Origin of the sequence: Mucilaginibacter sp. L3T2-6 (assembly GCF_030519355.1) — a bacterium.
Taxonomy (GTDB): Bacteria; Bacteroidota; Bacteroidia; order Sphingobacteriales; family Sphingobacteriaceae; genus Mucilaginibacter.
In genome coordinates this window covers 168,133-181,841 of the sequence record NZ_JAUMKC010000005.1, presented here as the reverse complement: position 1 = coordinate 181,841, position 13,709 = coordinate 168,133, and the positions used below count along the sequence as shown (strand labels likewise).

The window sequence follows — 13,709 nt, the reverse complement described above, 5'->3', positions numbered from 1 at the left end:
CCCAAATGGAAGATAAATTGAACCTGATTGAACAAGTCGTTTTTTATGAAAGTTTCAAAAAGTGCCTTTTTCGCACAAATTTCGCACATTTTTATATATTAAATTGAGACATATCGTTTTTACCCCCTTAGATTATAAACCATAACCCTGATTCCGATGAAATTTAAAGTATCGTTGGTGGTATGCTTAATGCTGCCGCTATCCATTGTATTTGCGCAAACTGCAAAAACTTACCAGGTAAAATCGCCGGATGGCAAAATCAGTATCCATATTTCCACTGGCAACACCGTGAGCTGGTCGGTCGAGCATGAAGGCACGGATATCATCAAGCCTTCAGAAATATCCATGACCCTGAATAATGGAGAAGTATTAGGCAAGAATGTTATAGTGAAAAAGGCAGTGAACACTACCGGCAATGCGGTTATTAATACGCCGATATATAAAAGATCCTCAGTTCAGGATAATTATAACCAGCTAAGTCTTGCCTTTAAAGGCGATTACAGCCTTATCTTCCGCGTATATAACGATGGTGCTGCTTACCGTTTTGCCACACAGCGCAAGGGTGACCTGACCATTATTAACGAAGGCGCTAACTTTAATTTTAAAGATGACGATAAAGCGTTTTTGCCATTTGTGCAGGACTACCGGAATAAGGACAAATTCAACACCTCGTTCGAATCGCATTACGATAACACCAATATTTCAAAAATAAAGAAAGACACTCTTGCGTTTTTGCCGGTTTTGGTTGATGTGGGCAGCCCGAAGAAAGTAGCCATACTGGAAGCAGATTTGCAGGATTATCCCGGCATGTACCTTACCCCCGGACAGGGCAACAGCCTTCATGGGGTATTTGCAAAATATCCGACCGAGGAGGCTGTACTCCGTATCAATTATGTGGTAAAAAAACGTGCGGATTACATCGCCAAAACTGCCGGTACCCGCAATTTCCCGTGGAGGGTGCTTGTGATCAGTACTGAGGACAAGCAGCTTGCCGATAATGATATGATGCAGCGCCTTGCGGAGCCATCGCACATTACCGATTACTCCTGGATAAAACCCGGCAAGGTTGCCTGGGATTGGTGGAATGATTGGAATGTGAGTCACGTCGGCTTTAAATCGGGCATCAACGTGCCCACATACAAGTATTACATTGATTTTGCTGCGGCCAATAAGCTGGAGTATATCATTATAGATGAAGGCTGGTCGGACGATTGGGACCTGAACAAAACCAAGCTGGATGTGCAGGCAGTTGTTGATTACGGCAAACAGAAAAATGTGGGCGTTATACTATGGTCTACCTGGTACGGCATGACGCGTGATTGCGAGGGCTTTATGGATAAGTACGAAAAGATGGGCGTAAAAGGCTTTAAAATCGACTTTATAGACCGCGACGACCAGAAGATGGTGCGCTCGTTGTACGAGGTAGCCGCTATAGGTGCCAAGCACCACATGCTTATTGATTATCACGGCATGTATAAGCCGTCGGGCATGCAGCGCACCTGGCCTAACGTTATTAACTGTGAAGGGGTTAAAGGCATGGAAAATATGAAATGGGGTACCGACAACCAACCTGATTACGATGTGAGCATACCGTTCATCAGGATGATGGCCGGTCCGATGGATTATACGCCGGGCGCTATGCGCAATGCCACAAAGGAGGCTTTTCGGCCGGTAAACTCAAATCCGATGAGCCAGGGCACGCGAGCCCATCAATTGGCTATGTATACTATATTTGAAGCACCGCTGCAGATGCTGAGTGATAATCCTACCGCTTACATGCGTGAGAAAGAAAGTACTGATTTTATAGCAGCCATACCAACCGTATTTGATGCCACTATTGCTCTTGACGGCAAGGTTGGTGAATATGTAAGCATCGCCCGCAAAAAGGGCAACACATGGTATGCCGGTGCAATGACCAGCTGGAGCCCCCGCGAATTGACGGTAGATCTGTCGTTTTTAGGTGAGGGGCAATACAAGGCCACTATATTTGAAGATGGCATAAACGCCGGTAAGGATGGGACAGATTATACTACAAAAACAATTACCGTGACTGCAAAAGATAAGCTTAATATTAAAATGGCATCAGGCGGCGGCTGGGCAGCACGCTTTGAAAAGGAATAAGAGGCAACTACCAGGTGACATAACGGAAACGGCGAAAGCCAAGACAGTTATAATGTGCCTGGTAAAACTAAAGCGCCGCCCGTTAATTCAGGCGGCGCTTTTTAATGTATATGATTGAGATTGAATAGGGCGGATTAGTGTACATAAATATCGCCGCTGCCACTGGTTGATTTGGAAACGTTTTTAGGGTTGCCAGAGCAGTGAATATCGCCGGAGCCATGCAGCGCAGCATCAATCCTTTCGCTGGCATTTACATATGCATCGCCCGAGCCGGTTAAGCGGATGGCTGTGCTTGCTGTAGTAAGGTTACGCGCAGTATAATCGCCTGAGCCCACCAGGCTAACTGTGGAATTATCGGCATGTCCGGTCAAATTCATGTCGCCAGAGCCGCTGATGCTGCTTTCCAGGTTTTTGCAATCTATCCTGCCCATCATATCGCCGGATCCGCTGATTCTTAATTTTATAGAGTTGGTAGTAATACCCCCTTTAAAAGCAACATCGCCAGAGCCGGAAATACTGATAGCATTTAAATCTTTGGCCACCACGTAAACAGCAATTTTTTTATGATTGCCCCACCAGTTGCCCCAGTTAAAGGTATCGTGCTTGCTGTAAACCTTTAATACACCATTGTTCACTTCGGTTAATATGCGGTCCATTACGTCTGCAGGAGCCTCAACTTTAACAGATTCGTTTTGGCCCTGGGAGATAAATACATCAAACGGTCCGGCCACGTTTACTGCATTAAAGCCGGACAGATGACGGTCGACAATGTCAATAGTAACCGTGGTTCCGGAAGTAACTGGCTTTGCAAAAGTATTGCCGGCGCCTGTTACCAGCAGTGCAGCCAGCAAAAATTTAGCTATAGATTTCATAGTATTCTTCACTTTTGTTAAATAAGACGCAACTTAAAATGATAGGTTGCATAAAAGTAAGAAATAATTTCATTGCGCAACCGCTGGCTGATTTATGTCAACAATTTCCAGCATGTCCTGTTGTAAAATCAAAGGAGCATTATGAAGGACTTGATTGAAAGCTGGGCCGGCCGCATACACCCCTTTGCATGGGATGTAATTATTGTCGCCGTTGCGGTTATTATAGGATTACTGGTTAAATTTATTATAAAAGCGGTGCTAAACTATAAAAAGCAGCATACAAATTATTCGCTGTTTCGCAGCATCCTCACCCATCTTAGTCCGCCGCTGAACCATTTTGTACCTCTTCTGGTACTGAACTTAATGGAGCCCATGATGGAACTTTCCCCCCGGTACGATTCCTTGCTTAGCCGTGGAATCCAGATCGGCCTGATTATTTCATTCGCCGTTTTGCTAATGAAAACCATCAATGTTTTTGAAGATTATATTTACCATACTTACGACTTAAACAAAGAAGATAACCTGGAGGAGCGCAAAATACGCACGCAGGTGGCATTTATACGCAAGGTATTAGGCACCTTGGTTGTGTTCATAACCATAGCCATCATATTATTAAGTTTTGATAATGTACGTAAGCTGGGCGCGGGACTTTTAACAGGGGTGGGGATTGGCGGTATCATTATCGGCTTCGCGGCGCAAAAATCACTTGGGAATTTACTGGCTGGTTTCCAGATAGCATTTACGCAGCCCATACGAATAGATGATGTACTGGTTGTGGAAGGTGAATGGGGCCGCGTAGAAGACATTACCCTTACTTACGTTGTGTTAAATATATGGGATCAGCGCCGCCTGATATTGCCCATCAATTATTTTATAGAAAAACCTTTTCAGAACTGGACACGCACGACGTCTGAAATATTGGGTACCGTATTTTTATATCTGGACTATAATACACCTGTTGATGCCTTGCGGGCAGAGTTCGACAAGCTGGTAACCGGCAGCAGCCTTTGGGATAAACGGGTTAAGGGCATACAGGTAACCGATGCCAAACCCGACTGTATCGAAGTACGCGTACTGGTTAGCGCGCGGAATTCCTCGCATGCGTTCGACCTGCGCTGCTATATCCGCGAAAACCTGATTAAATTTATAAAAGATAATCACCCGGAAAGCCTGCCGCTTAACCGTCTGATGATGAATGGGCCAGCCGGTATGGAGGCTGCTGCGATAGGTAAATCGTAAATCAGATCTCACTGCCGTGTTTAACGGTCCGGAAATGATCTTTATGCCGGTTTGCTATAAGCTGTACAACCGGATAAAAACCAAATTCGTATATTCAGGTTATTTATACTATGCCTGAAAAACCATTGCTCGAGTTTACGGATAAAGGTATTTACTGCGCGGAAGGGAAATTTTATATCGACCCATGGAAGCCGGTGGATGATGCCGTAATCACCCACGCTCATGCCGATCATGCCTATTGGGGGCATAAGCGCTATCTGGCTCATCATCACTCCCGCGAAGTGCTGCTATACCGTTTAGGCGAAATCAATTTGCAGACTGTTGAATATGGTGAGAAGGTGATGAAAAATGGCGTGGAAATATCATTATTTCCGGCAGGGCATGTAATCGGCTCGGCGCAAATACGGGTAGAATATAAAGGCCAGATGTGGGTGGTTTCAGGTGATTATAAGGTGGAGGATGACGGCGTTTCCGCTCCGTTCGAACCGGTTCGCTGCCATCATTTTATTTCAGAGTGTACATTCGGTATGCCGGTTTATCAATGGAAGCCGCAGGCGGATATATTTAATGAGGTAAATAACTGGTGGCGCTACAATGTGGAGCATAACCTGGCTACCGTCATCGTGGGTTATTCGCTCGGTAAAGCACAGCGCATCCTGCAAAATCTCGACCTTTCCATCGGGAATGTTTATACGCATGGAGTGATTGAGAATACCAATGAAGCCCTGCGTCGTAATGGCATAAAACTTAATCCTACCATACGCATCACGCAGGAAACTTCAAAAGAGGAAGCGCGCAAAGGCATTGTCCTTGCACCGCCCTCATCTGTAGGCACGCCATGGATGCGTAAGTTTAATCCATATAGCTTTGGGTATTGTTCAGGCTGGATGGCGATTCGGGGGGCGAAAAGAAGAAGGGCGGCCGACCGCGGCTTCGTCCTGTCGGATCATGCGGACTGGGACGGTCTTATCAGCGCCATTGATGCTACCGGCTGCGAATGCGTGTATCTAACGCATGGTTATACGGCGCAATTTACCCGCTACCTGAATGAAATCGGTTTTAATGCTAAAGAAGTCCACACCCTGTATGGTGACGATGAAGGCATGACCAGCGTGCCTGAGGAAGAACCTGATAAACATGTTGCGGAGAAAAAGGAGGTCACCCCATGAAAAATTTCGCGCAGCTATTCCTGTCTCTCGATGAAACCAACAAAACCAACGAAAAGATTAAGGTTTTAAAGGATTATTTTAATACGGTGCCCGATACAGACAAGATGCACATGCTGGCCCTGTTTTCTGGCCGGAGGCCGAAGCGGCAGATTAACTCCACGCTGGTGCGCAACTGGGCTATAGAGGCTTCGAATATCCCGGCATGGCTTTTCGAGGAAAGCTATCATGTGGTTGGCGACCTGGCGGAAACCATGTCGTTATTGATGCCGCAAAACAGGGGCAGCAGCAGTAAAACCCTTACCGAATGGATTGCCGAAATAAATAACCTCAGTGATAAAACCGAGGAGGAAAAAAAGTTATGGTTAATGGACTCGTGGGCAATGCTGGATAGCAGCGAGCGCTTTGTCTTTAACAAGTTGCTTACCGGCAGCTTTCGCGTGGGCGTGTCGCAAAGCCTGGTGATCAAGGCGCTGTCTGATATCACCGGGATTGAGCCGCCGGTGCTTACACATCGTATTATGGGCAGCTGGATGCCTGAAAATTATACTTATGAACAGCTGGTGCAGGAACAAAGTCCGGCTGATGATATATCACGGCCCTATCCCTTCTTTTTAGCCTACCCTATACAGGAAACATCTGAAAAACAAAAATCGGCGGATGAACTGGGCATGGCGCTCGGTGAGCCCCGCGACTGGCAGGCAGAGTGGAAATGGGATGGAATACGCTCCCAGCTCATCAAACGCAACGGCGAAATATTTATCTGGAGCCGTGGCGAAGATCTTGCTACGGAAAAGTTCCCGGAGCTGCATCCTTTTTTACAGGCCTTGCCAGACGGAACTGTTTTAGACGGTGAGCTGCTGAGTTTTCAAAACGGCCTGCCAATGCCCTTTAATGTGCTGCAAACCCGGATAGGGCGCAAAAATTTGAGCCGGAAAATATTGGAGGAGAGCCCGGTGGCAGTGATTGCCTATGATTGCCTGGAACACATGGGCGAGGACATACGGCACAAACCGCAAAGCGAACGGCGGCAGATATTGGAAGAATTGCAGGCGGCGACACCTTTTCCTGACTTTTTCAACATTTCGGCTTTGATACCATTTGCCAGTTGGGACGAATTGGGAAGGACAAGGGAGCAGTCGCGCGCGATGATTGCTGAGGGGATTATGCTGAAACGCAAAAGCGCCACTTACCAGGTTGGCCGCAAGCGTGGCGACTGGTGGAAATGGAAAATCGATCCGCTGTCTGTCGATGCGGTGATGATATACGCGCAAAAAGGCCACGGCCGCCGTGCCGACCTGTACACCGATTACACCTTCGCCGTTTGGGACGGAGACAAGCTGGTGCCGTTCGCCAAAGCATACAGCGGCCTCACCGATGCTGAAATAAACAAGGTGGATTATTTTGTCAAACGCAATACCCTCGAAAAATTTGGCCCGGTGCGTACGGTAAAGCCCGAATTGGTTTTTGAGATAGGTTTTGAGGGAATAAATAAATCAACCCGGCATAAGTCGGGGATTGCGCTCCGGTTTCCGCGAATTTTAAGATGGCGGCACGATAAGCCAAAAGAGGAAGCGGATACTATTGAAAGCTTGAGGGCTCTGTTGGGGAAGTGAGTTTTAATCGCTCTATTAGGTTGCGCACCTAACGGAGCGCTAATCCCATTTATTATCCTACCAATATTACACGCCTAGCGGCGCTGCTAAAACGGGAGACGCAAGTTTGCTTTCGCCCCGTCGCGGGCTAGTGTTGATAGAAACAATCAACAAGGAATTCCTTTGATACCAATATGCGCCTAATGATGCTACTTAAAACGGGGAGACGCAAGTCGCTTCTGCCCCCATCGGGGGGGTAATATTGGTAGAAAAACAATCAGCAGGAAATTCCGCGCCGTAGGTGCGCAACCCCGGCGGACAAGCGTTGCAATCGCATTAAATATTTATCGTTTCGGCGAAAATATTTCATCGGCAAAAGCTTAGCTTTGATTTTAGGCACCCTGTTATAAGCTCAAAAATATGGCTATCCTTCACGTACTCAACGGCGATTCCACGCTCAATGGCTTCCAACAAACCGGCCTTGACGGCGATATTATGGTTTGGCGCGAGGTATTTTCGCAAGGCCCATTGGAAGAAGATATTTCATCAGCGCATTTTTGGCGTAATCGGGAAGAATGGCTTGCCAAAACCTTTGGCGAAAAACCGGAAAGCTACCAGCGTAAGGTACTGGATGAGCTGAGCAAACTGGGTGAGCAATACGATGAAATTAACCTGTGGTTTGAGTTTGATTTGCATTGCCAGGCCAACCTGCTGGGTATGATAGCTTATTTGGAGCAAAAAACGGATTTATCGGCGCCCGCTATATTTTTGATTTGTCCCGGCGATTTTCCGGGCAAGCCGGATTTCAGAGGCATGGGCGAATTAACTGGAGAGGAACTTGAATACTTGTACGATAATATCCGCGAACAATTGACCGAACAGGATTTTGCAATTGCCGCTACGGCCTGGAAGGTTTTTGCAGGAAAAGATGCGACCCGTTTACAGCACTTAATAAAAGAAACCGATTTTTGGGGCAGCCTACATTTTCTAAAACCCGCGCTTGAAGCGGAACTAAAGCGTCTCCGGGTAAATAAAGCCGGCCTGAACCATATCGAACAATTGCTGCTTGACAACTATAACCGGGGCATCCGAACCAAACCGGAAGTTTACCTGGAGTTTTGGAAAACCGAAAAGGTTTACGGGATGGGTGATGCGGAGATTGACATTTATTTGAGAGGGTTGAAGGATAAGGGGTTGATTGAATAGACATCTTTATCCACTGTTTGGAAATACAAGAGAAGTAAAGAGGTGCATAACGTCTTTCGCCTGCGCAGGTTTTTTATAACCAGCGCCTGGGTACAGATACAGATCGTTTTTGTTGTCAGCTAACGCAGGGTTACTGCTTTCCGGTGCGATAACGCTTATAAATCTTTACCGCAATCGTCAAAATAACGGCCAATGCCAGCAGGCCAAGCACGCCGTATATCCAGTTGATGGCACTTTTCATTACAGCAAGAAATACTATTGCAAACAGGAAAATGGTAGCAACTTCATTCCACAAGCGCAATTGGGTGGATGTCCACTTAAAGATGCCATTGCGCATTTGCTTTATTTTGGATTGACAGATATGATGATAAGCTACCAAACCCAACACAAAGCCAAGCTTAATTTGCAGCCATCCCATTTGCAGCCACACCGGTTTAAGGCACACCATAGTAATTCCTGCTGCAATGGTTATGATCATTGAAGGTATGGAGATTACGTTCCAAAGCCGACGCTCCATAACCTCAAACTGCTGCGAAAGGATAGTGCGCTCCGGTTCCGGTTTGTCTTGTGCCTCAGTGTGGTATACAAATAAACGCACAATATAAAACAGTCCCGCCATCCAGCAGACAACAAAAATGATATGTATGGAAAGAATGTAGTCGTACATTAGCCCCGCAGCCCCTTAACGGGGCGTTTTTGAATTGCAAATAGATTACCCACACCTTTGTTTCCCCTTTTTAGGGGTTAGGGGGCATACTCTTTTATCACATCCACCGCGTATTTCACATTATCAAACGGGATATCCGGCATAATACCATGCCCCAGGTTGAAAATGTAACCGTCTTCGCCTTTCATCCGGTCGAACAGGCGGTGAATGCGTTCTTTTATGACTTTTTTATCGGCATATAAAATATGCGGATCGAGGTTGCCCTGTACAGCAACGCCGGCCGGCAACCGTTTTTTCATATCGAGCAGATCAACATTCCAATCGATAGAAATTACATCCGGCTTTGCCTCAGCCATCAGCGGCGCAAATACCGAGCTGCCTTTGCAGAAAGATATAACAGGTATATCTTTCCTGTTAAGCTTGCTGATGATTTCTGCAATATATTTATGAGAAAACTCTTTGTAATCATCCCAGGCCAATGCTTGTGCCCAGCTGTCAAATATCTGCACAGCATTTACGCCGGCAGCAATCTGCAGGTTCAAATAGTCGGCAGTAACAGCGGCTATTTTTGACAAAAGCTGATGTGCCAGCTCCGGCTCATTATGGAGCATCAGTTTAGTAAGCTTAAAATCCTTCGAAGAACCACCTTCTACAAGATAACTCATCACCGTAAATGGCGCGCCTGCAAAACCAATCAGCGGGATACGGCCGTTTAACCGCTGCTGAATTACTTTAATGGCATCAGCTACGTATTGCAGCCTGTCCATTACATCCGTTTGCAGGCCATCCACGTCTTTTTGGCTGCGTACCGGATTGGCAAATTTGGGTCCAACACCCTGGCTAAAACTCAAGTCGCCGCCCATGGCCTCGCCGGTTACCAAAATGTCCGAAAATAATATCGCTGCATCAATATCCAGCAAGTCAACCGGAAGCATCGTTACATCGGCTGCAATCTCGGGTGTCTTGCACATTTCAAGGAAAGAATATTTATTCTTGATGTCCCAGTATTCTTTCATGAACCGGCCAGCCTGGCGCATCATCCATACGGGCGGGCGTTCGGTTGGCTTAGAGAAAGCTGCTTTTATAAATAGAGAGTCTTGCATTGTGTTTTTGTGCAAGGGCGTAAGTGATACGCTCCTGCGTTATTTTTCAATTAATGTGTCTTTATTTCATCCCTGAGGCGCTGAATAATGTCCCTCATTTTGGCATTTATATTATCTTTATGTTTATCGGTAAGTTCGATGTAAGCTTTTGCTTTTTCAAAGTTACCCTGCCGAACGGCTATATTAGCTACATGCACCAGCGCAGCTACGTGATCGTTTACCGATCGCAACGGATACTGTGCGGCAACCTCGTAATGCCTTTCGGCATCCTCAAAATCCTGTTTTTGCAGGCAAACGCCGCCCATCAAAAACTCATAATAACCACGCCTGTTTTTGCTAAGCCACTTTGGGTTTAAGATTTCATGCAGCGTGCGTTCGGCCTTTTCGTAATCTTTATGATGAAAATACCTCGCCGCAACAACTAGCGTCCCCTGCCTGATATAGTCCCAGGCAAGCAGGATGATCAGCAAAAAAGCAAAAAAAGCGAACTCGTATAAATGCCGGTAAGCCAGCAGCATCAGCGACAGAAAAAATATGGTTCCGATAAACAGGCGTGTCCGGTTTGTAAACATTAATGCTGCGTATCAGTAAACTTATAACCTACACCACGGATAGAATGAAAATAAACCGGGTTTTTAGGGTCTGGTTCGAAGTATTTACGGAAAGTCAGGATAAAGTTATCGATAGTACGGGTTGAGGGGTAAACGTCGTAATTCCAAACAGTTTCCAAAATCTGCTCACGCGATACAGCATCATTGCGGCGTTCTATCAACAGCTTCAGCAACATGGTTTCCTTTTTGGTAAGCGGCGTGATTGACCCGTCTTCATTCACCAGCTCGAAAGAGTTAAAATGAATGGTTTTATCACCAATTTTGTAGCTGTTAAACTCTTTTAGCTCTTCGCCTTTTAAGCTGCGTTTCACCAGGTTATTTACCCTTAATATCAATTCTTCAAGGTTAAATGGCTTAGTAAGATAATCGTCGGCGCCCTTCTTCAGGCCGGCTATTTTATCTTCATTGGTGTTTTTTGCCGTAAGAAACATAATAGGGACTTCTGAGTTCTCCAGCCTGATGGTTTCAGCAACAACAAAACCATCAATTTCAGGCATCATTACGTCTAATATCACCAGGTTAAAACGTTCCTCTTTAAATATTTGCAGGGCCTTTTTGCCATTGGTAGCGGTAGATACTTTGTATCCTTCAAGCTCGAGGTTCAGTTTAATTGCTTCGAGCAGGTGCTCTTCATCCTCGGCCAATAAAATTCTTTTTCTGTTCAGCATGATAATGATTTAAATAAATTATGCACTAATTTTCACGAATTCAATCGAACTTAACGAACTAAAAAATCTGATATTAAAGCAAATTAGTGAAAATTCGTTTGATTGCGTGTTATTCGTGTTTCTTTAGTTAAACACCACCTCAAATATACTACCAACCGGCCGGTTATCCTTCACTTTTATGCTGGCCTGATGCTTATCGAGCACTTCTTTTACAATATACAGACCTAAACCCGTCCCTTTAGTATTTCTTGTTTCCTCGCTGCCTACCCGGTAAAACCTTTCGAAGATACGGGTTTTCTCGTGATCGGCAATGCCAATGCCGTGGTCGGCCACTTCCAGATATATCTTTTCATCGCGCGAGAACAGCTTTACATCAACCGTTTCGCAGGGGCCGGAGTACTTAATCGCGTTCTCTATCAGGTTGGTAACCACCGATGTAAGCGCAAATTTGTCGCCTGTGATCTCGATTTTAGGTTCTATTTCGGCATCTATTATCTGCTGTGTGCCCTCGCATTTGGTGATCTGTAACCGGTTAACAATACTGTCCACCAATACCGATAGATTAAACTTGTCTTTAGGAAAATTGTAAGAATGATTGTCAATTTTAGATGCCAGCAGCATATTCTCCACCATGTCATCCAGTCGCTCTATATCACGTAACGACTTGCCGATAAAGTCTAAAACCTGCTCTTTTGTCAGGTCGCGCTTTTGTATCGTCTGTAATAATATTTTTATAGACGCCAGGGGCGATTTCAGCTCGTGGGTTACTGAGAGCAGGAAGTTTTTCTTTTGTTCCTGCAGCTTGCGTTCACGGTTAATAGAACGGTGCATGGAGTATGCGCCAACAAAAAACACAAAGATAAAAACGGAACCTTCGCCCATTATCATGCCTATATCAGCCGGCATGTGCTTGGCCAGCAGGTAACCCCACCAGATCAACTCGGCCAGGGCATAGGTAAGCAGTAAATAGAATATTATAAAAGGTCTTCTCATTCAGTTTGCCGTTTTAAGTTTGCAACTGGCAGCGCATTGTGGGTAATCCGCCCCATTGCAAACTGCTTACCGCCAGCTATTTCTCCCGGAACACTACTTCCAGGCTATCAAATATAGCACGTTTTGCTTTTTCCAAATCAATTTTGGTATGGGCTGATGATATAAATCCGACCTCGTAACCGCTTGGACCCAAATAAATGCCGCGGTTTAGCAATTCCCGGTGCAATTTTTTGAATTTCTCCATGCTGGCCGGGTCAATTTCATCAGCGCGCCGGATGGCTTCTTTATCGGTAAATGCGAACCAGAAAATAGAACCTATAGCATACACTTTAAACTTGTAATTGCGAGCCGTTGCAAAGCGTTGGATAGATTCTGTAAATTCTTCCGTCTTTTTGTTGAGGTCACGGTAAAAGCCCATGCGAAGCAACTCGCTAAGCTGCGCTATTCCTGCCGCCATGGCAACCGGGTTTCCGGATAATGTACCAGCCTGGTAAACGCCGCCATCCGGAGATATGTGGCCCATTATTTCAGCCGATGAACCATAACAGCCCACGGGTAAGCCCCCGCCGATTATTTTACCATAAGTAATAATATCCGGCTTGATTTGGTAATAACCTGCTGCGCCTTCAAAACCTAAGCGGAAACCAGAAATTACCTCGTCAAATATCAGCAATGCGCCGTTTTGGGTGCAAATATCACGCAGGTATTGCAGGTATTCTTTTTCCTGTAACAACAGGCCATTATTGGCAGGCACGGGTTCAATGATGATGGCGGCTATCTGATCTTTAAATTCTTCAAACGCCTTTTCTATGGCGGGCTTATCATTCAGCGCCACTACTATAGTTTCATCGGCAAATGATTTAGGTACGCCAGCCGACGAGGTTTCGCCAAAAGTTACCAGGCCGGAACCTGCCTTTACCAACAGCGAGTCGGAATGCCCGTGGTAACAGCCTTCAAACTTTAATATCTTATCGCGTTTAGTATAGCCGCGCGCCAGCCTAATGGCCGACATTACCGCTTCGGTGCCCGAACTTACAAAACGCAGTTTCTCAATAAACTTGTTATTCTTTATAATCAACTCGGCCAGTTCATTTTCAAGTGAGGTAGGCGCGCCGAACGACATACCGTTCTGCATTACCTCTGTAACTTTCTCGCGTACTTTGGCGTGATTATGACCAAGAATGAGCGGTCCCCATGAGCAGCAAAAATCGATAAACTGGTTGTCGTCAGCATCCCATAGGTGGCATCCATCACCTTTTTTTATAAAAAGCGGCGTACCATACACCGATTTAAAAGCTCTTACAGGTGAGTTTACCCCGCCAGGAAAAAATGTTTTTGCCTTTGCATACAACTCTGCCGACTTATCCCTGCAAATATCAGGTTTTGCCGTAGTACCCACGGGTTCATTCCCTTCTGATGTAAATTTCTTTTTTATCGAATCAAACATGTGTCTTATTTCTCGTAGGGG

At 45.7% G+C, this 13,709-nt stretch carries 12 protein-coding genes; 5 read left to right on the top strand and 7 right to left on the bottom strand.

Going from position 1 to position 13,709, the window contains the following annotated elements; translation table 11 throughout:
- Positions 1-156 precede the first annotated feature (156 nt).
- Positions 157-2,121: a glycoside hydrolase family 97 protein gene (locus tag Q3W13_RS07995; protein ID WP_302862726.1), complete on the top strand. Its 1,965-nt coding sequence runs from the start codon at positions 157-159 to the stop codon at positions 2,119-2,121.
- A gap of 134 nt (positions 2,122-2,255) precedes the next feature.
- Here Q3W13_RS07995 and Q3W13_RS07990 read toward each other — a convergent pair whose 3' ends face one another.
- Positions 2,256-2,993 carry a head GIN domain-containing protein gene (locus tag Q3W13_RS07990; RefSeq protein WP_302862724.1) on the bottom strand — a complete coding sequence of 246 codons (738 nt, stop codon included), beginning with the start codon at positions 2,991-2,993 and terminating at the stop codon, positions 2,256-2,258.
- Positions 2,994-3,134: 141 nt separating this feature from the next.
- Between Q3W13_RS07990 and Q3W13_RS07985 the strand changes: the two genes are divergently transcribed.
- From Q3W13_RS07985 to Q3W13_RS07970, 4 genes are all read left to right on the top strand, one after another.
- Complete coding sequence (locus Q3W13_RS07985; RefSeq protein WP_302862723.1) at positions 3,135-4,232, top strand: mechanosensitive ion channel family protein; 1,098 nt, start codon at positions 3,135-3,137, stop codon at positions 4,230-4,232.
- A 110-nt stretch (positions 4,233-4,342) separates the two neighbouring features.
- Positions 4,343-5,401: a ligase-associated DNA damage response exonuclease gene (locus tag Q3W13_RS07980; RefSeq protein WP_302862722.1), complete on the top strand. Its 1,059-nt coding sequence runs from the start codon at positions 4,343-4,345 to the stop codon at positions 5,399-5,401.
- On the top strand, positions 5,398-7,014 hold the full coding sequence (locus Q3W13_RS07975; protein ID WP_302862721.1) for an ATP-dependent DNA ligase: 1,617 nt from the start codon (positions 5,398-5,400) through the stop codon (positions 7,012-7,014). Before Q3W13_RS07980 ends, Q3W13_RS07975 begins: the two co-directional genes overlap by 4 nt.
- A gap of 399 nt (positions 7,015-7,413) precedes the next feature.
- A complete protein-coding gene (locus Q3W13_RS07970; RefSeq protein WP_302862719.1) occupies positions 7,414-8,199 on the top strand; it encodes a DUF1835 domain-containing protein in 786 nt (261 codons plus the stop codon).
- Between the two features lie 130 nt (positions 8,200-8,329).
- Here Q3W13_RS07970 and Q3W13_RS07965 read toward each other — a convergent pair whose 3' ends face one another.
- The 6 genes from Q3W13_RS07965 to hemL form a co-directional block, all read right to left on the bottom strand.
- Positions 8,330-8,866, bottom strand: coding sequence for a CopD family protein (locus Q3W13_RS07965; RefSeq protein WP_302862718.1), 537 nt, complete (start codon positions 8,864-8,866; stop codon positions 8,330-8,332).
- Between the two features lie 77 nt (positions 8,867-8,943).
- Complete coding sequence (gene hemE, locus Q3W13_RS07960) at positions 8,944-9,969, bottom strand: uroporphyrinogen decarboxylase (protein ID WP_302862717.1); 1,026 nt, start codon at positions 9,967-9,969, stop codon at positions 8,944-8,946.
- Between the two features lie 50 nt (positions 9,970-10,019).
- Positions 10,020-10,541, bottom strand: coding sequence for a tol-pal system YbgF family protein (locus tag Q3W13_RS07955; RefSeq protein WP_302862716.1), 522 nt, complete (start codon positions 10,539-10,541; stop codon positions 10,020-10,022).
- Positions 10,541-11,248, bottom strand: coding sequence for a response regulator transcription factor (locus tag Q3W13_RS07950; protein ID WP_302862715.1), 708 nt, complete (start codon positions 11,246-11,248; stop codon positions 10,541-10,543). The genes Q3W13_RS07955 and Q3W13_RS07950 overlap by 1 nt, the downstream gene beginning before the upstream one ends.
- Before the next feature lie 123 nt (positions 11,249-11,371).
- A complete protein-coding gene (locus tag Q3W13_RS07945) occupies positions 11,372-12,241 on the bottom strand; it encodes a cell wall metabolism sensor histidine kinase WalK (protein WP_302862713.1) in 870 nt (289 codons plus the stop codon).
- A 76-nt stretch (positions 12,242-12,317) separates the two neighbouring features.
- On the bottom strand, positions 12,318-13,688 hold the full coding sequence (gene hemL, locus Q3W13_RS07940) for a glutamate-1-semialdehyde 2,1-aminomutase (protein WP_302862711.1): 1,371 nt from the start codon (positions 13,686-13,688) through the stop codon (positions 12,318-12,320).
- Between the last annotated feature and the right edge of the window lie 21 nt (positions 13,689-13,709).